A 1879-nucleotide genomic window follows, 5' to 3' on the forward strand; every position below is an offset into this window, starting at 1 on the left:
CTGGCGACGCCGCTGCAGGCGCTGGCCGAGGCGCTCGAGGAGCACCGCCCCGGGCAGCCGTTCGCCGCGCCGCCGGCCGGCGCCGGGACGCCCGCCGAGGTGGCGCTCGTGGCGTCGCGGCTCGGCGAGACGACGGCGCGCCTCGACGCGGTGGGGGCCGAGCTGCGCGAGGTCGTGCGCCGCCGCGAGGACGAGGTGCGCGAGCGCACCGCCGAGCTGGCGGGCGCGGAGCAGCGCGCGCGCCTCGGCGAGGCGCGGTACCGCGTGCTCTACGACCGCAGCCCGCGCGCGGCGTGGGTGTACGACGTCGAGACGCTGCGCTTCCTGTCGGTGAACGCGGCCGCCGTGCGGCTCTACGGCTGGTCGCGGGAGGAGTTCCTCGACCGCACGATCCTCGACGTCCGCCCGCCCGAGCTGCGCGGGGTGGCCGACGCGCTGGCGCGGCAGGCGGCGCTGGAGGACGAGTCGGCGTACGAGGGGGTGCACGCGACGCGCGACGGGCGCCACCTCGACGTGTCGCTGGTGAGCCAGGCGATCGAGTACGAGGGGCGCGCGGCGCGGCTGGTGCTCGTCGAGGACGTGGGGGAGCGGCGGCGCGCGCTGGCGCAGCTGGCGGCCAGCGAGACGCGGCTGCGCGAGGTGCTGGAGGCGCTCGACGAGGGGGTGGTCCTCCGCTCGGAGCGCGAGGTGCTGCTGTGGAACGGCGCGGCCGAGCGCATCCTCGGGCTCACGGGGGAGCAGCTGAGCCGGCGCGCGCCGCGCCCCGACGGCTGGCGCATGCTCGACGCGACGGGGGCCGAGGTCCCCGCGGGGTCGACGGCGCCGGCGCGCGCGCTCGCCGGCGGGCGCCGCGAGGTGGACGCCCTGCTGCGCCTCGAGCGCCCCGACGGGACGCACGCCTGGATCGCCGGCTCGGCGACGCCGATCGCCGACACGGCCGACGGCGCGCGCGCCGTCGTGACCACGGTGCGCGACGTGACGCGGGCGCAGGAGGCGGCGCGCGCGGTGGAGGAGAGCGAGGCGCGCTTCCGCGGCGTGCTGGAGACGGTGCGCGCGCTGGTGGTGACGCTCGACTTCGACGGGCGCGTGACGTTCGCCAACGACGCGCTGCTCGACCTCACCGGCTGGACGCGCGCCGAGGCGGTGGGGAGCGACTGGTTCGGCCGCTTCCTCCCCGACGCCGACGCCCGGCGCGCGGCGCTGCGGGCGATCATGGCCCCCGGCGGCGCGGTGGCGCACCACGAGCACGAGATCGTGACGCGGCACGGGGAGCGGCGGGTGGTGGAGTGGGACAACACGCTGCTCCGCGACGCGTCGGGGGCGCTGGTCGGCTCGGCGAGCGTGGGGCGCGACGTGACCGGGCAGCGCGCCGAGGAGCGGCGGCTCGCCGAGCTGTCGACGCGCGACGAGCTGACGGGGCTCCTCAACCGGCGCGGCTTCGAGGCGGCGGTGGCGGCGACGCAGGGGCGCGACGGCGCGGCGGCGCGCACGGCGGGTCTGCTGGCGCTCGACCTCGACGGGTTCAAGCCGATCAACGACACGTACGGCCACGCCGAGGGGGACCGGGCGCTGCGCGACGTGGGGCGGCTGCTGGGCGAGGTGGTGCGCGGCGTCGACCACGCCGGGCGGCTGGGGGGCGACGAGTTCGCGCTCTACCTCGCCGACCTGCAGCGCCCGGAGGACCTGGCGCGCGTGGCGGAGCGGCTGGCGCGCGTGCTGGCGGCGCACAACGACGCGGCGGCGGCGGCCGGGCGCCCGTACCGCGTGCGCTGGCGCGACGGCGCGGTGCTGCGCGAGGGGCGCGAGCCGCTGGCGGCGACGCTGGCGCGCGCCGACGCCGAAGTCGGAGGCCAAGCGGTCTTAGGAAGACAAATCGTGG

1 protein-coding gene is annotated in these 1879 nt (G+C 78.7%); it reads left to right on the forward strand.

Annotation, left to right across the window (positions count from 1 at the left end; translation table 11 throughout):
• On the forward strand, positions 1 to 1879 hold a 1879-nt coding region (locus PYV61_RS24900), incomplete at both ends, for a PAS domain S-box protein (protein WP_275836579.1).

Source organism: Roseisolibacter sp. H3M3-2, assembly GCF_029211165.1.
Lineage (GTDB): Bacteria > Gemmatimonadota > Gemmatimonadetes > Gemmatimonadales > Gemmatimonadaceae > Roseisolibacter.